At 39.9% G+C, this 19,929-nt stretch carries 23 protein-coding genes and 1 tRNA gene; 13 read left to right on the top strand and 11 right to left on the bottom strand.

The genetic code is table 11. The features are described from left to right. Positions 1-34 precede the first annotated feature (34 nt). Entirely contained in the window at positions 35-2,116 is a 2,082-nt protein-coding gene (locus tag HH214_RS02205; RefSeq protein WP_169605788.1) for a TonB-dependent receptor, read from the bottom strand. Between the two features lie 140 nt (positions 2,117-2,256). Here HH214_RS02205 and HH214_RS02200 point away from each other — a divergent pair, with 140 nt between their 5' ends. From HH214_RS02200 to HH214_RS02190, 3 genes are read left to right on the top strand one after another with little or no spacing between them, the layout of a single operon-like run. Continuing rightward, the gene (locus HH214_RS02200; RefSeq protein WP_169605787.1) at positions 2,257-2,511 is read left to right on the top strand and encodes an alpha/beta hydrolase-fold protein; all 255 of its coding nucleotides are present in this window, start codon (positions 2,257-2,259) and stop codon (positions 2,509-2,511) included. A gap of 32 nt (positions 2,512-2,543) precedes the next feature. Continuing rightward, the gene (locus HH214_RS02195) at positions 2,544-2,870 is read left to right on the top strand and encodes an alpha/beta hydrolase (RefSeq protein WP_169605786.1); all 327 of its coding nucleotides are present in this window, start codon (positions 2,544-2,546) and stop codon (positions 2,868-2,870) included. Between the two features lie 45 nt (positions 2,871-2,915). Next, positions 2,916-3,506, top strand: a complete 591-nt coding sequence (locus tag HH214_RS02190) for a hypothetical protein (RefSeq protein ID WP_169605785.1) — start codon at positions 2,916-2,918, stop codon at positions 3,504-3,506. Positions 3,507-3,661: 155 nt separating this feature from the next. Here the strand turns inward: HH214_RS02190 and HH214_RS02185 are convergent, their stop codons facing one another. The 3 genes from HH214_RS02185 to HH214_RS02175 form a co-directional block, all read right to left on the bottom strand. After that, the gene (locus HH214_RS02185; RefSeq protein ID WP_169605784.1) at positions 3,662-4,984 is read right to left on the bottom strand and encodes a PQQ-dependent sugar dehydrogenase; all 1,323 of its coding nucleotides are present in this window, start codon (positions 4,982-4,984) and stop codon (positions 3,662-3,664) included. Positions 4,985-5,081: 97 nt separating this feature from the next. After that, on the bottom strand, positions 5,082-6,350 hold the full coding sequence (locus HH214_RS02180; RefSeq protein ID WP_169605783.1) for a hypothetical protein: 1,269 nt from the start codon (positions 6,348-6,350) through the stop codon (positions 5,082-5,084). An 84-nt stretch (positions 6,351-6,434) separates the two neighbouring features. Continuing rightward, positions 6,435-6,956: an NADPH-dependent FMN reductase gene (locus HH214_RS02175; protein WP_169605782.1), complete on the bottom strand. Its 522-nt coding sequence runs from the start codon at positions 6,954-6,956 to the stop codon at positions 6,435-6,437. A gap of 161 nt (positions 6,957-7,117) precedes the next feature. Here HH214_RS02175 and HH214_RS02170 point away from each other — a divergent pair, with 161 nt between their 5' ends. From HH214_RS02170 to lepB, 5 genes are read left to right on the top strand one after another with little or no spacing between them, the layout of a single operon-like run. Next, positions 7,118-7,918, top strand: a complete 801-nt coding sequence (locus HH214_RS02170; RefSeq protein WP_169605781.1) for a ParA family protein — start codon at positions 7,118-7,120, stop codon at positions 7,916-7,918. 8 nt (positions 7,919-7,926) lie between these two features. Then, on the top strand, positions 7,927-8,829 hold the full coding sequence (locus tag HH214_RS02165) for a ParB/RepB/Spo0J family partition protein (protein WP_169605780.1): 903 nt from the start codon (positions 7,927-7,929) through the stop codon (positions 8,827-8,829). Positions 8,830-8,832: 3 nt separating this feature from the next. Then, entirely contained in the window at positions 8,833-9,531 is a 699-nt protein-coding gene (locus HH214_RS02160) for a DUF5683 domain-containing protein (protein WP_169605779.1), read from the top strand. 53 nt (positions 9,532-9,584) lie between these two features. Continuing rightward, complete coding sequence (gene dapB, locus HH214_RS02155) at positions 9,585-10,334, top strand: 4-hydroxy-tetrahydrodipicolinate reductase (protein WP_169605778.1); 750 nt, start codon at positions 9,585-9,587, stop codon at positions 10,332-10,334. 41 nt (positions 10,335-10,375) lie between these two features. Continuing rightward, the gene (gene lepB / locus HH214_RS02150) at positions 10,376-11,506 is read left to right on the top strand and encodes a signal peptidase I (RefSeq protein WP_169605777.1); all 1,131 of its coding nucleotides are present in this window, start codon (positions 10,376-10,378) and stop codon (positions 11,504-11,506) included. A 95-nt stretch (positions 11,507-11,601) separates the two neighbouring features. Here the strand turns inward: lepB and HH214_RS02145 are convergent, their stop codons facing one another. The 5 genes from HH214_RS02145 to HH214_RS02125 all read right to left on the bottom strand — a co-directional run bounded on the left by HH214_RS02145 (position 11,602) and on the right by HH214_RS02125 (position 14,541). Further along, positions 11,602-11,844: a hypothetical protein gene (locus HH214_RS02145; RefSeq protein WP_169605776.1), complete on the bottom strand. Its 243-nt coding sequence runs from the start codon at positions 11,842-11,844 to the stop codon at positions 11,602-11,604. A 122-nt stretch (positions 11,845-11,966) separates the two neighbouring features. Continuing rightward, on the bottom strand, positions 11,967-12,638 hold the full coding sequence (locus HH214_RS02140; RefSeq protein ID WP_169605775.1) for a response regulator transcription factor: 672 nt from the start codon (positions 12,636-12,638) through the stop codon (positions 11,967-11,969). After that, positions 12,631-13,437, bottom strand: coding sequence for a sensor histidine kinase (locus tag HH214_RS02135; protein WP_169605774.1), 807 nt, complete (start codon positions 13,435-13,437; stop codon positions 12,631-12,633). Before HH214_RS02135 ends, HH214_RS02140 begins: the two co-directional genes overlap by 8 nt. Beyond that, positions 13,430-13,906, bottom strand: a complete 477-nt coding sequence (locus HH214_RS02130; RefSeq protein ID WP_169605773.1) for a hypothetical protein — start codon at positions 13,904-13,906, stop codon at positions 13,430-13,432. The genes HH214_RS02135 and HH214_RS02130 overlap by 8 nt, the downstream gene beginning before the upstream one ends. A gap of 248 nt (positions 13,907-14,154) precedes the next feature. After that, positions 14,155-14,541, bottom strand: a complete 387-nt coding sequence (locus HH214_RS02125) for a hypothetical protein (protein WP_169605772.1) — start codon at positions 14,539-14,541, stop codon at positions 14,155-14,157. Between the two features lie 383 nt (positions 14,542-14,924). On the opposite strand from HH214_RS02125, the gene HH214_RS02120 reads away from it, so the two are divergent. From HH214_RS02120 to HH214_RS02110, 3 genes are all read left to right on the top strand, one after another. Further along, on the top strand, positions 14,925-15,158 hold the full coding sequence (locus tag HH214_RS02120; protein WP_169605771.1) for a PAS domain S-box protein: 234 nt from the start codon (positions 14,925-14,927) through the stop codon (positions 15,156-15,158). A gap of 67 nt (positions 15,159-15,225) precedes the next feature. Next, positions 15,226-16,473, top strand: coding sequence for a sensor histidine kinase (locus HH214_RS02115; protein WP_169605770.1), 1,248 nt, complete (start codon positions 15,226-15,228; stop codon positions 16,471-16,473). A gap of 137 nt (positions 16,474-16,610) precedes the next feature. Further along, on the top strand, positions 16,611-16,928 hold the full coding sequence (locus HH214_RS02110) for a hypothetical protein (protein WP_169605769.1): 318 nt from the start codon (positions 16,611-16,613) through the stop codon (positions 16,926-16,928). Between the two features lie 25 nt (positions 16,929-16,953). Here HH214_RS02110 and HH214_RS02105 read toward each other — a convergent pair whose 3' ends face one another. Then, a complete protein-coding gene (locus tag HH214_RS02105; RefSeq protein ID WP_169605768.1) occupies positions 16,954-17,529 on the bottom strand; it encodes a hypothetical protein in 576 nt (191 codons plus the stop codon). Positions 17,530-17,749: 220 nt separating this feature from the next. After that, positions 17,750-17,823: transfer RNA gene (locus HH214_RS02100), tRNA-Met, on the bottom strand. A 106-nt stretch (positions 17,824-17,929) separates the two neighbouring features. On the opposite strand from HH214_RS02100, the gene HH214_RS02095 reads away from it, so the two are divergent. Next, positions 17,930-18,310, top strand: coding sequence for an START-like domain-containing protein (locus HH214_RS02095; RefSeq protein WP_169605767.1), 381 nt, complete (start codon positions 17,930-17,932; stop codon positions 18,308-18,310). A gap of 107 nt (positions 18,311-18,417) precedes the next feature. Beyond that, positions 18,418-19,872 carry an LptF/LptG family permease gene (locus HH214_RS02090; RefSeq protein WP_169605766.1) on the top strand — a complete coding sequence of 485 codons (1,455 nt, stop codon included), beginning with the start codon at positions 18,418-18,420 and terminating at the stop codon, positions 19,870-19,872. Positions 19,873-19,929: the final 57 nt, after the last annotated feature.

Genomic DNA, 19,929 nt, shown 5'->3' with positions numbered 1-19,929 from the left:
GTTTTTTGTTTTCATACACGGTAGAATTAAGTATTTACAAAACCAGACTCACCCCCACATAGTAATTTCGTAACGGTGCCGGGTTGTAATAGCGGTTACCAATTGCATTTAAATCATTTCCTAAGCTATAATGGTGGTTTAACAAATTATCTGCACCAGCATACAAATTCAGGCGGGTTTTGCGATTAAGTGAGTATTCCCAACCAGCTTTAGCTTGCAACAAGTGGTAGGAAGAAGCATAGGCTGTGTTTGCATCATTTACCGGTAGTTTGTCTGTATAATTGTATTGTACAAACAGGTAAATAGCTTGCGGAAATTTAAACTGTAAGCTGCTTACATTTACTTGCCGTGGCACGCCAGTAAGGCGATTGCCCGAATAGTTTACACCTAGCGGATTATAATTGCGGAAAGTAAAACGACTCAAGGTATAAGCTTCAATAAATTGTACACCCCGAATAAATCCTGTATTTTTTTGCCGAACAAGCCAGTAGCTTAAGCTGGCTTCCAGTCCGGGCTGATTGGTGCCGCCCGCATTAATAAAGTATTGGGTTTCATTAGCATTGTATTGTGCTACAATACTGTTGTTTAATCGGTAATAGAAAACAGAGGCATCCAGCACTAAACGCTCATGCGGTGTACGCAAGCGAAAACCGGTTTCATAGTTCCAACCATATTCGGCCTGCAAATTTGTATTGATGAGGTTGTTGCTTGGCCGTACCTCTGCAATAGTAGGGGTAGAATACCCGCGACTAACAGAGGCTCGCCAGATGAAATTGGGTGTAATTTCATAAGACAAAGCAATACGTGGCATTACTTGTGGCGAAAAATGTTGTTTGGTAAAATCGGTTTGATTAAGCGGGTAGTTGTTTTTAAACCGATACTGGTAATAGTTCAGGCTCAGAGCAGCTTCCAGGTTCAGGCTCTTAAACAACGTGGCAGCATAGCGGGTAAAAATAAAATGCTGGTTGGTGTTCACGCGGTCTAACGATTGCGGATTACCTTGTAAGCCTTTCAGGTTATCGTAGTCGTTAATATTAGCATTGGTTTGCTGCCATTCTATGCCTAAGTTCAGTTTCCAATCTAAGTTTGGGTGGGGTAAACTGCTCAATTCAAAATAAGTGCGTAGGCCATATGTGTTTTCCACACGGTGCTCGTAATTGGTGATAAACGGATTGGTAAAATCAACATGCGTACCGAAAATGGTAGCCACATTACGTAAACGATGGGTTAGGTGAGCTTCATTTACCACTCCGCCAAATAATACTTTCTGATCAATACCGATATTTTGCGCAATAGCTCCAGGTACGGCAGCAGTAGAAGGCCGTGCTGCCCGCGGGTTAGCCTGCATCTGACTCAGGGTTAAACCACCAGGCGTTTGGTAATTTAAGTCAGAGTAAAAGCCTAAAAGCTTTATTTGGTTGTTAGTGCCATAATGATAGCGATCAGCCCCTTGTATGAAGTGCCGTTGCATGTAGCTGTGGTCGCGGTAGCCATCATAAGTTTGATAGCCCTGATTCAGGTTGATTTCGTTATTAGCCTGACGGCTATGTACTGCCGCGTTTTCGTGAAACAAACCGTATGAGCCTGCATTAACATTTATCGATGCTGATGTACTGTCGGCAAAGCGGTTAACCGGATTGATTAGTACTACACCACCTGAGTTGGCGCCAAATAAGCTACCATCAGGGCCTTTCAATACCTCCAGGCTATGCAAGCTGTTTACATCCAGCGCATTCAAATAGGTATTGCCACCGGCATCGGTAAGTGGTATTTCATCATAATAAATTTTTACGTTGCGTACCCCGAATGGCGAGCGTAGTAAGCTGCCGCGGATGGACAAACGATAGCTGCCTGGTGTACGTTCTTCCATGCGTACGCCTGGCAGGGTATTCATGGCGCTTACCAGCGAGTTTTGCGGTTGCAAGGCCAATTGACTGACACCTAATACATCGACAGAAGCTGGTACACGCAGCACTGGCTGGTCTGACAGATAACCACGGATAGTTACCGGCAGCAAACGGTGATTAATATCGGTACTTAACGTATCTGGCCGATTTTGTGCGTACAGGTTGGCTGTGAAGAATAGTAGAAAAAAGGAGGTAGAAAGTTTAATCATGCACTGGTATAACAAAGTACAAGCTCATTAGTGAGCGGTTATTTTTTAATCGTTCAAAGGTAATTGCAGAAAAATGATTTGCATGGGTGTGTTTTATTATTGCATCAAACTGAATACCTTAGCTTAAACCGTCATTGCAAATGAAGCCCTACCTTTTCATTTTCTTAATTCTGTTGGTAAGTAGTGCCCATGCCCAAATGATAAAAAATGATCAAATTATTATGGGGCGTGTTGATAGTGTGCAGTCAAAAACATTGAATGAGCAAAGAAAAATATGGGTATATGTACCGGCAAGTGCTAATGAGAGTACCACTACAAAGCCGAAATACCCAGTAGTGTACTTGCTGGATGGTGAAGCTCATTTTTCTTCCCTTACCGGGGTATACAACAGTTAAGCACAGCCAATGGCAATACGGTTTTACCGGAGATGATTGTAGTTGCCATTACCAACACTGATCGTACCCGTGACTTGACGCCCACTAACTCCTTAACCGAACCTGGTGGTAAGCATAACGAGGAATTTAAAAACTCGGGAGGTGGCGAGCAGTTTATCTCGTTCATTGAAAAAGAATTGATGCCGCATGTAGATTCTTTATATCCTACGGCTCTTTACAAAGTTTTGATTGGTCATTCTTTTGGTGCCTTAACTGTAGTAAAAGTATTAATCAATCATACAAAATTATTTAACGCCTATGTGGCTATTGATCCTAGCATGTGGTGGGATCAACAAAAGCTTTTGCAGCAAGCAGGATAGGTACTCAAAGAGAAAAATTATACCGGCAAAAAACTTTTTTTAGGTATGGCCAACACCATGCCAGCTAATATGGATACGACACAAGTTCGTAAAGATACCACAAGCAATACGGCACATATCCGTTCTATAATGGTTTTGAATGATGTGTTAAAAAGCAATTTGGGTAATGGTTTGAATTACAGCTATAGCTATTATAAAAACGATAATCATAATTCGGTACCCTTGATAGCAACTTACGATGCCTTGCGCTTTCTGTTTAAGTCTTACGCTTTATCAGCTAACCAAAGTGCCGAATTGTATAATCCGGCCAGCAAAGCTAATGTAAGTACGCTTTTAGCGGCCCGCTATCAGGAGCTTTCCAACCAGTTCGGTTACCAGGTACTACCGCCTGAGGGGATGGTTAATGAGTTGGCTTACTATCATCTGCAAAATGGTGGTGATAGTAACGCTTATGCTTTATTTGCGCTCAATATAAAAAATTATCCAACCAGTGCCAATGCGTTTGATAGTATGGGAGATTACTATAACTTTAAAAAAGAAAAGAAAAAAGCAATAGAATACTACAATAAAACCTTGAAGCTATATGATAATCCTGATACCCGCGAAAAGTTGAAGAACTTACAGGACAAAAAATAAGGAAACAAACTTGTTTCCTTATTAAATGATTGTTCATTTATGATGAACTGACAAATTATTGTCAGCGTTTACGAATATTCGCAGTGTTTATTGGCGTTCGCATTCTCAAAAAATATACATCTTATTTGAACCTTACAGTAGGCATTTAAATTAAATTACTTAACTGCACTTACCCGCCATATTTTATTACCCGAATCGTCAGCTACCAGCAAGGCGCCGTCTTTAGCAACTGCTACACCCACCGGGCGGCCATGTACTTCTTTTTTGTCCAGATTGGCAATAAAACCTGTTAGAAAATCTTCAGGTAAGCCAGGTTTACCGTTGCTAAAGGGCACAAATACTACTTTGTAACCCACCAGTTTTGAACTGTTCCAGGAACCATGCTGGCCGATAAAGGCTCCGTTTACATACCGTTGCGGAAACTTATTACCGTTGTAAAAAGTTAATCCCAATGAAGCTGTATGCGAACCTAATGACACATCAGGAACAATGGTTTTCTTCACTAAATCCATGCGCGCACCTTTTAAGCGTGGGTCGGGGTGCGGGCCCCAGTAAGCGTAAGGCCAGCCATAGAAGCCACCCGGTTTAACGCTGGTCAGATAATCAGGTACCAGCATGTCACCCAGTTTATCGCGCTCGTTTACCGAAGCCCATAACACGCCGGTTCCTGGCTGAAAGCTAATACCAGCTGGATTACGCAACCCGCTAGCATAAATCTTCTCGCCAGAGCCATCCGGATTAATTACCAATACGTTGGCCCGTCTAACTTCATTAGCCATGCCATGTTCGGCCACATTACTGCCCGAACCTACAGAAACATATATTTTGCTGCTGTCTTTATCTGCAATAATATTACGTGTCCAATGGTTGTTGTAACCACCTGCTGGCAGCTTCATAATTTGCTGCCCTTTAGCAGTTATATGAGTAGCACCGGGTGTATAAGGGTACCGCCACAAACCATCTGTATTGGCCACATAAAAGTATTTACCCAAAATTAGCATACCATAAGGCTGGTTCAGGCCACTTAAAAATATACCTTTCTGGTCTACAACACCATCACCGTTGGTATCTTTGAAAATGATAATGTTGTTCGGGCTTTTGCCCATATTTTGCGACTGGTTTTGACCCGCCAACGCTGAACCTGCCTTTTTCAAACCTTTCGCCTCAGTGGTAGCTTGCGCGGCAAACACATCGCCGTTAGGTGCTACATAAATGTTACGTGGATTATTTAAACTATCAGCATACAAATTCACTTTAAAACCAGCCGGCGCCTTAGGTATAGCACCTTTCGGCCAGCCAATTACCTTACAAAAGTTCATCACCGATTTGGTTTCATAAGGGGCCGGCAAGTTTACTTCCTGACCACTTTTATCGTCCGCTACATCCGCTTTGGTTGGATCGGGCTTGTGGTTGGGGCAACTGGCTGCTAAAAGGCCAGTTGCTATAAAAATATGGTAAAAGTAATTTTTAGTTTTCATCACTAAGCGCAACTATTTATTTAAAAACTAACCCTTAAAGCAAAGAGTTGTTTTAGCTGCGGCTGGTGATGAAAAGTAAGATAAGTTTGCTGAATTGTTATTTTCTGCCAAATAAGTAATGTACACCAGCATTATAAGTGGTTATATTGCCTGAAAAAGCAATATAGTTTGCAGTTATAGATACTGATGGAGTATAATTGGCATAAAGTTCAAACCTTTTATTTAAAACAACTCCTGCTTTAAGTGGATAGGTAAGCCAAAAAGATTTGAGTTGAGTGTAGGTGTCATCATATAGAATAACCCCGGTGTTTATGATATACTTATTGTTGGTGTAAGCAGAAAAATTAGCCATGATTCCAGCAGATAAGTAAAATTTAAAATTTGCTTTGTTATAAAAGTTATATATGAACTGCGGAGCTACTGCCATCGTGTACTGCTTGAACGTGCGAGTATATTCAGTATTATTGAATAAATAGTTATTAGTAGTAGATGCTGTCACCTTGTAATCGGATGCGTAAAGATCCCCTTCAATACGTAAAATTAGTCTGCCTACGTTCACATTTTGAAATAAATCAATACCACCAGATATTTTTGGACCAATTGAAGCTTTATTACTTGCGTTGGCTTGAGCTAGTGAGATAGTACCTTCAAAAGTTAATTGATTCACATTTACACCTGCACCTATAAAGTAAGCAGTTCCAAACTTTGATAATGACTTGCCGGCTTGTTGGTTATTATTGATTTTGTTAACTATAGGCAGAATATCTGATTGTATATAACGTGCTTGTTGAATTTCAGTAATTAGATTTTTTGGGTCAGTATTGTACAGCATAGCTACCTTGATTAGCTGCGCTTTATATGAGTTTGATTCTACTACCCTACCATCTATATCATTACTAATGTATACATTTTTATAAAGCTCATAGGGTTGAGATTTATCAGCTTCTTGAACATAAAATCTGTTTTTAACATTATCATTATACTGATAAAGGGTTAAGTTTTTACCTGTGATAATGGTGCGCAAGAAAACAGTATCTGTACGATAACTTGTATCAATGCCGGTGGATAAATCGGAAAGGTTAACCTTGCTTGTAGATATATTACCTACATAGCGCTTGTATATCTCAAAATTAATAACGCTGAATGCATTACAATTTTGAGGCGTGAATTTTTCTACATTATTTTGGGTTAAAGAATTTCTATAAAAGATATTCCGTGGATTTTGTTCCCACTCTTTATAATCGATATAACCTCTTAATGTATCACCGTGCAACGTAACTACATAACCTGGTTTGTAATTACTTTGTGCTAAAGATAATAATGGAAGTAAAAGGGCTGCAAGCAGCAAGGAGTAAAAGTATTTCATGCAATAATAAGGCTAAATAAGCGCTTTGTACGCTGGTTGAAGCGGCGAAGTTAGCTATTTTACATGAATGCAGTTTCCTTAAATTTAGAACTTAATAAATTTATCTACCTGTTCGTTTACAAACTTTATTGTATCTTCTTTAAACAGGCGGTTCTGCTCATCCAGCTCTTTGTGAATAGCTGGAATATGTAATTTTAAGGGCATTACATGCATGTTCAGGTAATGACATACACCAGTAAAATGTTCAATGCCACGTATGTTACCATACTTGCCGGATGATAAACCTACTAAAGCAGCTTTTTTATCATAAAAGCTTTCCGGAAAGTTGCAGGCATCTACAAATGTTTTCAGTACTCCCGGGAAGCTGCCATTATACTCAGGTATGATAAAAAGAAACTTTTGAGTTTCTGTTACCATTTGCTGTAATGGTTGAAAATTATTACTTCGCTGGCCGTACATATCAGTCTGGATAAAGTTAGCAGGTAACTCTTCCAACGAGAACAAGTTAGATGTTACACCTTTATTTGATAGAAGTTGCTGATAATATTTTGATAGTTTTAACGTAGAACTTTCAGGGCGGTTGGTAGAGGCAATAATAGTAACCATACAAGGGGAATGTTTATCAATAAGCGCAACGTACCGGGTTGCTAATTGTTTAATTTTGTATCTTTATCCCCCGGAATAACGCGTAGCGAAAGTATAAATTTTTACTTTTACTTTTCATTACCGGCTAATAGGTTTGTGTTGTACATTTTGGCGTATATAAAATGAGTAAGATTATTGCTTTGGCTAACCAGAAAGGTGGTGTAGGGAAAACTACATCTTCTATTAATCTGGCTGCAAGTTTAGCTGTATTAGAATATAAAACATTGCTGGTGGATGCCGATCCGCAAGCTAATTCTACCTCGGGGATAGGGTTTGATCCACGTACAATCAAGAACAGTATTTACGAATGTATCATTAATCATCTTGACCCTTACACCGCTATACAAAAAACAGAAACTCCCAATTTAGATTTATTACCGGCTCACATTGACCTGGTTGGTGCCGAAATAGAGATGATTAACCTGGATGAGCGTGAATATAAAATGCGCCAGGTGCTGGAAAAGGTAAGTAAGGACTATGATTTCATTATTATTGACTGCTCCCCTTCATTAGGTTTAATTACCATAAATGCTTTAACTGCTGCCAATTCGGTAATTATACCTGTACAATGCGAGTACTTTGCGTTAGAAGGCTTAGGCAAGTTACTGAACACTATAAAGATTGTGCAAAACCGCCTGAACCCGCAATTGGATATTGAAGGTATTTTGTTGACGATGTATGATGTGCGCCTACGCTTGTCAAACCAGGTAGTAGAAGAGGTGCGCAGCCATTTTGAAGACTTAGTATTTGATACTATTATACAACGTAATACCCGTTTAAGCGAAGCGCCTAGCTTTGGTATATCGGTTATTATGCACGATGCTACTTGTAAAGGGGCAGTTAATTATTTGAACTTGGCTCGCGAAATTATCCGTAAAAACGGTTTACTCAAATCGGCCGTACAGCCTACTACAGCAGCTTAACATTATAAATGAGCGCAGAAAAGAAAAAAGGATTAGGACGAGGATTAAGCGCCTTGCTGGATGATTCGACGAGCCTGTTACAACATAAGCAGGCTGCTGTAGCCATGCCAGCTAGCAATACATTGGGTTCGGTTAATGAAATTCAGATTGCTGAAATTGAGGTAAATCCTTTTCAGCCCCGTACTGATTTTGACGAACATAGTATGCAGGAACTGGCCGACTCCATCAAGTTGCAAGGACTAATACAGCCTATTACTGTACGCCGTGTTAACGCACATGCCTATCAGCTTATATCGGGCGAGCGGCGCTTGCGGGCTTCACGTCGTGCCGGGTTAAATACCATTCCTGCTTATGTACGTACGGCTAACGACCAGCAACTGCTGGAGATGGCTTTAATTGAAAACATACAGCGTGAAGACCTGAATGCTATGGAAGTAGCTATTAGTTTTCAACGTATGCTGGAAGAATGCAACCTGAAACAAGAAGAATTAGGGGAGCGGGTAAGCAAAAACCGTTCAACGGTAACTAATTATTTACGGTTGTTAAAGCTTCCACCTAGTGTGCAAGCTTCCATCCGTGATGGTGAAATCAGCATGGGGCATGCCCGTGCGCTGATTACGGTGAATGATCCGGCAGCACAGTTGCACTTGCATCACTTGATTCTAGAGCAAGGGCTTTCTGTACGTAAAGTAGAAGAAATGGTACGTAATCTGCATGCAATGCCGGCTAAAAAGCCAGCTAAAAAAGCAGAGTCTTTATCTTTTCAGGTACAAAAAATACAAGATGATCTGGCTTCTAAATTTAGTACTAAGGTAAGGCTCAAAGTAAGTAGCAGGGGAAGCGGCAGTATAGAAATTCCTTTTTTATCACAGGATGATTTGGGTCGTATTCTGGAAATGCTGGATTGGTAACACATGCATAAACTATTTATCCTTGTTAGTCTGTTTGTTGGTTTGGCGCTATGTGCCAGAGCACAGCAGCCTGATACCTTAAAAGTTAAAAACCGTACGGATAGTCTAAATCGCAAGCAGGATTCAATAACTTCAAAACCTTTTGTACCTCGGGCCTCAAAAAAGATAAGGCAATATCATCCGGATAGCACGCATAGTCCGGGGTTGGCTTTCCGCCGGTCAGGTTATATACCTGGCTGGGGGCAGCTTTATAACCATAAATGGTGGAAAGTTCCCATTATATATACCGGCATAGGATTGTTGGGTTCAGCTATCATATTTAATCAAACCAATTATCACCATTATTTAAAGCTGTATAACATAGCCCGTAAAGGAACGGGTGAAAGTAGCGGTAATGATACCCAAAGTGCAGACTATCTAGAATATGAGAGCTTATCCAAAAACGGAGTAACCGAAACACAACTTCAAACAGCAGTGGTGGGTTATCAACGTAATTTTCAGTTAAGTATATTAGGTTTGATGGGTGCTTGGGGCATACAAATGATAGATGCTTATATTGATGCAAAATTTATTCATTCTTACAGTATGGATAACAATTTGTCATTTAAGGTAACACCCGGTATTGCACCGCAGCTTACGTATGCAGCCAATTACAATGTAAGTTTGATGCCGGTTATAAAACTGAGTATATTAATAAAGTAAAGTTCAATTTAACTGGGCTAAAATTAGTTATAAATCAATCATAAACTATATTCATGAAAATAGCACTATCAGGTTATGGTAAAATGGGCAAAATTATTGAACAGATAGCCTTGAGCCGTAAGCACGAAATTGTACTAATAATTGACAAAGATAACCTGCACGAATTTACTGCTGAAAACTTGAAAAATGCTGATGTAGTTATTGAGTTTAGTACACCAACTTCGGTACTAACCAACATACGCTCTTGCTTTGCGGCTGATGTACCGATTGTGGTGGGTACTACCGGTTGGTACGATGAGCTTAGTAACATCAAAGCAGAATGTGAAGCAGGTAATCATGCACTAATGTATGGCACTAACTTTAGTGTAGGGGTAAATATATTTTTTCACATTAACCGTTTGCTGGCTAAAGTGATGAATAACTACCCGTACTATGAAGCGCAGGTAGAAGAGATTCATCATACTAAAAAATTGGATTCACCAAGTGGTACTGCTATAACCATTGCCGAAGGTATTCTGGAAAATGTGGATAATAAAAGAGGCTGGAAAAATGTATTGGTAAGTGATAGCCCAAATGCAGATAATGAAACTGATGCACAAGCGGAAGAGTTATTGATTGAATCGCACCGGATTGATAGCGTACCAGGTACGCATACTGTATTGTATGATTCGGATGTGGATAGCATTGAGTTTAAGCACACCGCCCATAACCGTAATGGGTTTGCTTTAGGTGCAGTATTGGCAGCCGAGTGGTTGCAACACAGAAAAGGCTGCTTTCCTGTAACAGATATGTTTAACTTTTAATACTTGGGTAATTAGTAGCGTTTTATACCTTTACAGATGATATGAACTGGAAAATCTGGAATAAAAAAGATAAGGCAGACAAAAAGAAAAAGAGTGCCACTCGCGAGTGGGTGGATGCTATTCTTTTTGCTGTAATTGCCGCTACTTTGATTCGCACTTTGTTTATTGAAGCTTATACAATACCTACTGCCTCCATGGAGCGTTCATTGCTGATTGGCGACTTTTTGTTTGTAAGCAAAGTAAACTATGGTGCACGTACGCCCATGACGCCGATTGCTTTTCCGTTTGCTCATCATACTATGCCTGTACTGGGAACTAAAGCTTACTGGGATGGTGTTAAGTTGCCGTACTATCGTTTACCGGGTTTGAGCGAGGTAAAGAAAGGTGATGTAGTGGTATTTAACTATCCTATGGAAGCTGATTCACCTTTTTACCGGCCGGTTGATAAGCGAGAAAACTACATTAAACGTTGTCAGGGTGGCCCTGGTGATACCTTAAGCCTGGTAGATGCGCAGGTATATGTTAATGGTAAAGCTGCTCCTAACCCTCCCGGTGAGCAGATAGATTATACAGTAACCACCAGTAGTCAGGAAGTTAATCCGAAAATATTTGAGGATCTGGAAGCTACACAGTACGATGGCAGCCCATATTTCACTATGACTAAAGCTTCGGCTGACGTTTTGAAAAAAAGTTCAGGTATCGCATCTGTACAGCCACGCATTGCACCTAAAAATTCGCCAGTACTTGATCCGGTTTTTCCAAGCATGAATATGTACGATCATGCTATACATACCAGTCATTATTATGATCGTTGGAATGCCGACAATTACGGCCCAATTCTTATTCCTAAAAAAGGCTTGACTGTAAAGCTGGATAGTATAAGCTTGCCTTTGTATGAACGTGCCATTACTGTATATGAAAGTAATAAGTTAACTGTTAGTGGAAATGATATTTTAATTAATGGTAAAAAAGCCGATAGCTATACCTTTAAGATGAACTATTATTGGATGATGGGAGATAACCGCCATGATTCGGCCGATTCACGTTACTGGGGTTTTGTGCCTGAAGATCATATTGTAGGTAAAGCTCTATTTATTTGGATGAGCTGGGATGACAATGCTTCATTTTTACACAAAATACGCTGGAGCCGCATATTCAAAGGCATACATTAATATAGTTGGAAACTAACATTTATAAAAAGAGAAGGCTTTCTAATTAGAAAGCCTTCTCTTTTTATAAATGATCTTACGCGCAATGCAAATATAAGTTAATGTGCTTTTTCTTCCTGGCTTTTAATTACCAACTTATCAACGGTAAGGGTACCTACCTGCAAATCTTTAATCACCATACGTTTAATAGCTACGAAGCTAATAGCTAGTGCACCGATGGCAACTGCACCTACAGCTAACGCACCTATAGCTGTAGCTCCGACTGCTGAGGCACCTAATGCGGTAGCTCCTGAATTTTTAAAACTTATATCTTTTGTAAACGCATTTTTTGGAAGTTTCATAATGTGATTTATTAACTTAATAGCTTTTAAACATTTTGTTCACGAAAATGATTTACACGTTGTCAATAAACCAACTGCTTAGTTTAAAAAAACAGTGTTTTGTAAAAGTAACTTAAACCTGTTTATTCTGGCAGTTTAAAAAAGTTGTGCCTTAAAGCAAACAAAACCAAACCTACTGTATTGCGGCAACCTGATTTAATGAGCAGGTTGTTGCGGTGCCCTTCTACGGTTCGAACACTAATAAATAACTTGTCGGCAATTTCACTATTGCTTTTTTCTTCACAAATCATCACCAATACTTCAATCTCACGTTTGGTTAAGCCAGCTGATAATTGATCGTCTGCTGCTTTTTTGGCCGCTGTTCGTTTTTTCTGCGCAGCGGATATAGCCTTTAGAGTAAGTTGATTAATATAAAACCCATCACGCATTACAGCATGAATAGTTTTAATTAGATCCTCTTTATCGCAGTTTTTATTAAGGTAGGCAGCTGCGCCATCTTCAATCAACCGGGTAATCAATTCTTCTTCCAAGTGTACTGAAAGCATGATGACCTTAATTTGCGGATAATCTTTCTGCAACTGCTTGTTCAGCTTAACGCCATCCATGCCCGGCATGTCAATATCCAGCATGGCTACTTGGGGTGGTACTGGAGATTGCTTAAGTTGTTCTAGAAAGTCCAGACCATCTGAAGCTACAAAAAGCAGCTCGAAATCAGATACGGTACCAATGAGCATAGCTAACGCCTGACTGAACAGCTTTTGGTCGTCGGCAATGGCAATATGAATTTTAGACATGGCTTAGTACACGGTTAAGTGGATATTCTATTTCCAAATGAAAACCGCTGGTTTGCTGGTCCAGAATATGATAGCTTGCTTCAATCATAGATAACCGGCTTTCAATATTTTGTAAGCCCATGCCTTTAGCCTTAATGTTGGATGTGATAGGCAAGCCGATGCCATTATCTGAATAGTGGATGCGCAATGTATTCCCTACAGCGTTAAAGTTGATGTTGATGTTGGTTGCTTTAGCGTGTTTAATGGTGTTATTAATTAACTCTTCCAATACCCGGTAAATGGCTGTAGTCACTTCAATGGTCAAGCTGTCGATCAACTCAGGTACGGTATTATCAATTACTGCCTGTAGGTGATCGGTACGATTAATAAACTCCAATTGCCGGTTTAAAGCTGCAACCAGCCCGTGCAAGCTAAGCATGGAAGGAGACAGGTTATGCGAAATGTGCCTTACTTCAGCAATAATAGAATCAATAGCTGTTTTACAATTGCTTTTAAATTTGAAATGCTGGCTTCCATCGGCTTTGGTAGGTTCAAAAACATCAATAGAGAGTCTTAAACCCGATAGGGCAGCACCAATATCATCATGCAAATCGCGCCCAATGCGTTTGCGTTCAGCTTCCTGCGATTGAATAACGGCATTCAGTAGTTGTTTTTGATGAGCTATCTCGGCCAACTGTGTTAATTCACGTTGTTTCAGCATGCGGTTTTGATTACGAACCTGCAATAAAACAATTGAAATAGCCAATAGTAACATACCTGTTGTGCCTAAGGCTAACAGGAACAGAATATTATCATGCATGTTTGTAACGGATAAAGCCTATACTGAAAAGGATGTAAAGTATAAGAAGTAAGGTGGCATGTGCAGCTTGAAACATAAAAAGAATGTATAAGGGGAAACCAATCAGGTAGTTAGATAACATAAAATAGAACAAGGCCCCAGAAAAGTAGATGAGTATGCCTGTGTTGAACCAGTTATCCAGATTGTCCTGCCATCTTTGATTCAAGGAGTCATTTTCTTTGCTCATGAAAGCTACACTCATGATAATGAGCATTATAAACTCTACCGAAGTAGTGTAGGTGTCGAATAAATATACATTCTGTAAAAAAATGGGGTTGATTATACAGAATACAGTAAATATTATGATAGTCCATAGTATTGTTTCTCGTACTATAAGCGATTCAAATGAACCCCGGTAAAAGCTGGCAAGTAATAGAAATTCAATTGGGGTGTAAACATGCAGAACATCGGCGTTTACTCGATGATGCATATTCATAGTAATAATAACCAAATCTGAAAACGCAGACCAAAATAGAAAGTAGAGTAGAAAACGGTGAGGACCTTTGAGACTTTTGTAGCGTGTTAGCCCTAAAATAATAGGAATAATTACACTTGGTGATACGATATATCGAGAGTAGAATTGTAGCATACAACTATCTTGAACAAGGCGAATTTACGTGAAATTATGCCTACCCAAGATAGTTGTACGCTTAATTAGCTCCAAAAATGTGTTTAAACTTATGAATTTAACACATTGTTGACTGGGCAAAGTGGGGGACAGGAGTCTGTACGGTCATAAACGTTGCTATCATCTTCACTATCAGGATTATTTGAACTGTCCGACATAAAAATAATGTCATTGTCGCCTATTGTAGGAACAATGACAAGTTTACCCGAATCTGCATCACTGGCATCTTCTAAGCCTAAATAAACGCGTACGCCTTCTGCATCCGGGTTGTTTGCTAATAAGTTTTTAATAGAGTTAATAGGAATCAAAAATGCTTTGGTTTGAAAATCTTGTCCTGATGTAGCCAGATAGCTGCGCCAGTTTGCTGTAAGTGTAGCCGCGGTTGAAACACTGATTTTGCCTGATGCATCAGGCAATGAACTGTTGGTATCGTACATAGAATTTTAAATAGTTTATAAAGCACCCCTATACGTACTTTCTACACTATAGGTTTAAAAGGCTGTGGATATTTCGCAGTTCTAACCGCTATATATTGCTTCTTAAAAGCTATCAAGTTGTTGTTAATCAATTCGCTATATTTCTTCTTTCTTAAGAATCAAGTACTAATACGTATTCCCTAAATCAGGTAGTTATACGTATTTTCTTGTACTGGTCTTGTATTAATTTCGAACGCCAGGAACAGTACTATCTGATCAGCTTTTCCCCGTAGTTATCATCAGAGATATGGATTACTGTTCTTAGTCAGCAGGCCGATAAATGCGGCAGGCTAAGCAGCCAAAGAAAAAAATAAGCTTTTACACAAATCAACCGAATACGTCACTTGAAACACGCGCCTTCAATATCCAACCACGATACGGATGAAAAAATATACCGGCTGCTTGCAGCTACCTCTAAAAGTGCGGCATTGATTTGCATAGATGCCAATGGGTATATTCTAAGCCGCAACCAGGGGATTGAATGCATTTATGGCTACGCTGCTGATGAAGTGATAGGCAAGCATTTCTCCATATTTTATAAGGCCGACGAGGCCGGCAAAAAAACATTTTCGCAATAACTTAAATACTGCGCTAAAAAGTGGAATACAGGAAACACAAGAGTGGCAGCTAAAAAAGGGTGACCACTTGTTTTATGCGCATACCGTTTTTACTACAGTTTATAATGAGAATGGCCATCTGAGTGGCTTTGTAGTTATGGTTCGTAATACAGACGAGATTAGTAGGCAAGAAAAAGAAAAAGCTGCACTGCAGGCCCAGTTTGAAAAAAAGCTAAGGCTGAATACTTTAAAAAACCTATCGAACGAGTTACGGTTCAGGAAGCTGATTGAAAACAGTTATGATGGTATTGCCTTGTTTGATCAAGCGTTTCGGGTAATTTACCGGAGCATATCTGCTGAGCGTATTGACGGGTGGAGCAATGCAGAAATGCTGCATCAGAATATGCGTAACTATACCCACCCTGATGATGTGGATATGACCAGCAACCTACTGGCCGAAATTTATCATCAGCCTTTTGTTCCGGTAATTGCTACGAGTCGCGTGAGGCACAAACAGGGTCATTATATCTGGATTGAGTGTGTTTTTACCAACATGCTTGAGGATGAAAATATTAATGCCATTGTTTGCAATTTCAAAGACATTACCGAGCGCCGCCAAGCCGAAATTGAACGTAAGCGCATCACCGCCGATCTTATTCAGCGGAACCGTGACTTGGAACAGTTTACCTATATCATTTCGCATAACCTGCGGGCTCCTTTAGCCAATATTATGGGCCTGTCTGACTTGCTGGGCAGCGAGGTAGAACTGGATACCGACAACCAAATACTGGCGCAAGCCCTATCGGCTTCTATCAAAAATCTGGATCAAATTATTCTGGACTTGAACCATATACTGCAAGCCCGAAATGAAGTGAGTGACCGGTTGGAGCAGGTTGATTTAGCCGAAATTGTGGAAGAAATTAATTTAAGCGTCAACCAGATGATAGAAACTAACCAAGCTTCTATCATCTATGATTTTCACGGGGCAAGCGGCCTTTTAACCATTAAAAGTTACTTGTACAGCATTTTTCAAAACTTGATTATGAATAGCATTAAATACCGGCGACTTGATGTTGCGCCGGTAATTCACATCAGCAGTGCAATAGTTAATCAGGGCATTCGCATTCTTTTTAAAGATAACGGGAAGGGGATAGATATGGCTCGCTATGGGCACCAGTTATTTGGCCTATACAAGCGCTTTGACAAGAGCGTGGAAGGGCGAGGCATGGGGTTGTTCATGGTGAAAATGCAGGTAGAGCGGCTAGGGGGTACCATATCGGTACAAAGTGAACCCCAGGTGGGTACTGAGTTCCTGATTGAGATGCCTATTGCGTAAGCAGTTAAAACTGCCTCTCTAAGCATATTACGGTAAATAATTTATATAAAACTAATAAGGTTGATGAAGTGACGTGAGTGGAAAATACTCACACCCAGATCGGGCAGCTGATGCTTTGGCCCATAATGAGAAACAATATGAAGATCAACCGTATGATGGATATATCGGCTATAGAGACACAACTGATTGGTTCGTGGAAGAATAAATATGGCGATACGATCTGGCAGTTTAAGCGCGATCGTGACAATGCCGCCTGTACGCTATTGGTGATTCATCAAAACGCCGCCAAGATTTATGCTTTCGAACTACTGTACAGCCCGGTACATAAAAAGCCGGTTTTAAGAACCCAGGAGCATGGCGACTTTGTAGTTTTCAAAGTAGATGATAAATCCTTATGGCTAATTTACAATCAAATGGCCTATATTTTTGAAAAGACGGTTGTGTGGAGTTTTTGATGTGGAGATAGATTTGTGCAGGTTATTATATATTAGAACCTGCATATTTGTTGCCCCAAGTCGCCAATGAAGATGCTAATGCATTTGGTAGATATGTTTTACTCGGTTTTGATACTTGTGAAGGAAATATTTCACTTAATGACAGTTGCAGTGTAAAGTTTACTTCAGTTCGGTGCTTAGAATAAATGCTGCGAAAAATTGTATTCAGGTTAGCTAAAGTTTGTTGATTTAAGTAAAGCTTTTTACGAATTATATCAATATCAACCTTGCCGTCTTTTTCGATTACCACTTCTTCAATTTCATAGCTATCGTTTATATAAAACGCAAAAGGATTCAGAGTTTTTGTAAAGCCATATCCAAAATTAGAGGCTTTTATAACACCTACAGGAATTGATCCTTTAAATCCTTTGTAAATAAATCTTTTGATTGTTTTATACTTAGGCTTATCCTTTTCAAATCCTCTTGGATAATGAACTTCTTCATCCTTGGTGATATAAACTTCACGTGATAACTGATCTATCTTCTCTGAAGGGTCTCTGTAGTAGAATATCTTTTTTGTAGCTAATTCCCTTTGTAGATACTCGCCTTTTGCTTCTGCCATTAGTAATACTTCAATGTTTAGGTTACATACATTTGATATATAAAGTAAATATATAACACTAATTTTTAAATTAAAGTGTAGAAAGTCAAAGCCTTACTTATCTTTGAACATTGCCGCTGGTATGCAGCATTCGTTGTTTAACTTCTTACAATGGCTAATGTGTATGAACAGGAAAAAAGAAAGCCTGTCACATCTTCATGTAACAGGCTGATCTTAAGTGTAGCGGGGAGCAGGATCGAACTGCCGACCTTAGGGTTATGAATCCTACGCTCTAACCATCTGAGCTACCCCGCCGGGTGTTTCCCTGAAAAGGTTTGCAAATATAGCACAAATTAGTTTTTTTTATAAAAAATGTTAACATTTGTGTTCTGGACCTTAGATATCAATTGTAACCCCTTATATGTCAGAAAAGAAAAAATTCCACTTGGAATACGAAATCAAATCATCACCCCGCATTTTGTATGGTTTTTTAAGTGAAGCGAACGGGTTAACACAATGGTTTGCCGACCGGGTTAGCGTGAAAGATCAGGTTTATACCTTTGTTTGGGATGATGAGGAGCAACAAGCCAAGCTGCTGAGCGCCAAAGAAAACAAAGTGGTGCGCTTCCATTGGCTGGATGATGACCCGCAATGTTATTTCGAGATGGAAATTATGCAAGATGAACTCACCAATGATGTAGCTTTAGGCGTTACCGATTTTGCCACCGAAGATACCATTGCCGAGCGTAAACTCATCTGGAACAACCAAATTGATTACCTGATTAGCGTACTGGGGGCTTAAGCCTTTTCCTGCCTGCAATAATCAAGCTTTCTTCATCGTTAAGCCTATGTATAAATGGCATGTGCCGCTTTAATGCTTGAAGCTGGCAAATTGCTTAAATTTGTCGTGTGAAAAAGATCCATCTTTTAATTCTCAAATCCTTCATCAGGCCTTTTATCGTTACCTTCTTAATTGTAATGTTCGTATTGCTGATGCTATTTTTATTTAAATACATCGATGATATGATTGGCAAAGGGTTCCAGTGGTACACCATTCTGGAGCTGATGATGTATGCTTCTTTCACCAACGTGGCTATGGCGCTGCCCTTGTCGGTATTGTTATCCTCTATCATGACTTACGGCAGCCTGGGCGAAAATTATGAACTGGTAGCTATTAAATCTGCCGGTATATCATTAAGCCGGGCTATGTACCCCATGATGATTACTGTAACGCTACTATCAATAGGCGCTTTCGTATTTTCAGATTATATGCTGCCTATTGCCAATTTTAAATATTATTCCTTACTGTATGATGTGCGCCAGCAAAAAGCAGCGTTTTTGATTACCGAAAAGGTATTTAATAACAGCGTGCCCGGCTACACCATTCGTGTAAGCAAAAAAGATCCTGATGGGCAAACCCTGCATGATTTGATGATCTACCAGAAAGATCAAGCGACCGGCAACATGAACGTGGTTTTTGCCAAAGAAGGTATTATGTACCGTACGCCTGATGATATGCAATTGGTGCTGAAGCTAAAAAATGGCGTACGTTATGAAGAAAAGCCAGGCGAACCGGCGTATGATATGCGTCAGCGTTTAACCCGTACGCGTTTTACTTCGGCCGAAAACCGGTTCGATTTATCAAGCTTTAAAATGCACCGCACCAGCGATAACGACTGGAAATCGGTAATGCAGATGATGAACCTGAAGCAGTTAACCATCTCGCAAGATTCGGTACGCCGAACGTTGGACAAAACCGAGTCGGGCAATTACCGGCTCATTAACCCTTATGTAAAGTATTTCAGCGTACCACCAAAGTCTGATTCGGTAAAAAACTATTTGCCGGCACAGAAAGCAGCCGCCTTGAGCGTAACGAATGATAGTGAAAAAGCAACAGCCATATCCAGCGCTTTGCGCGAAGCTACTTCGGTGAAAGATATGCTAAAAGGAATTGCCGATTCGTACAAAGAAGAATCTAAAACCATCCGTAAATATTCTATCGAATATCAGAAAAAGTTCACCCTTTCGGCCGCTTGTTTGGTATTGTTCCTGATTGGGGCTCCATTGGGGGCTATCATTCGTAAAGGTGGTTTGGGTCTGCCGGTTGTGGTGGCGGTAATCTTCTTCCTTATATACTACATCATTGCTACTATTGGCGAAAAGTCAGTTAAAGAAGGTGGCTTGTCGCCTGCTATAGGTATGTGGGTATCTATTGCAGTGCTTACGCCCATTGGTATTTTCCTGTCGTACAAAGCCGCTACCGATTCAGCATTGTTTGATGTAGAGATCTACAAACGATTAACGCAGAAGCTTACCCGGCTTATACCACGTAAACTAATGCCAAACAAAGTCAAGCCGTTTTGATTTTACAAACAACAGACTTGTTTAAGCTTGCTAAAGCTTAGCTTTGCATAACAAGTT

The organism is Mucilaginibacter robiniae (assembly GCF_012849215.1).
Classification (GTDB): domain Bacteria; phylum Bacteroidota; class Bacteroidia; order Sphingobacteriales; family Sphingobacteriaceae; genus Mucilaginibacter; species Mucilaginibacter robiniae.
Note: the sequence above shows the minus strand (reverse complement) of the source record. Positions and strands in the feature narration are given on the sequence as shown.